Below are 239 nucleotides of genomic sequence, written 5' to 3' on the forward strand. Positions count from 1 at the left end.
ATATTCATTCTGGGCAAAAGCTTATTATGAGCAACAAAAAAGTAAAGGTAAACCACATAACAGCATAATAAGATCGCTTGCTTTCAAGTGGATAAGAATAATATTTAGGTGCTGGAAAACGAAGATGCCCTACAACGAATCAAAATATTTAGAAGCATTAAACCGAAGAGGATCGCCACTGTTAAAATTTGCAATAAATAGCTAAATTTTACTAGTTGTCCACCTCAGGGCGTGTTGTT

1 pseudogene is annotated in these 239 nt (G+C 34.7%); it reads left to right on the plus strand.

Annotated features, from left to right (window positions below):
* Positions 1-205: pseudogene (locus H4J57_RS19880) on the plus strand (IS110 family transposase); the annotation flags it as partial.
* Positions 206-239 lie beyond the last annotated feature (34 nt).

Source organism: Colwellia sp. BRX8-7 (genome assembly GCF_014077275.1).
In the GTDB taxonomy this organism is placed as follows: Bacteria; Pseudomonadota; Gammaproteobacteria; order Enterobacterales; family Alteromonadaceae; genus Colwellia_A.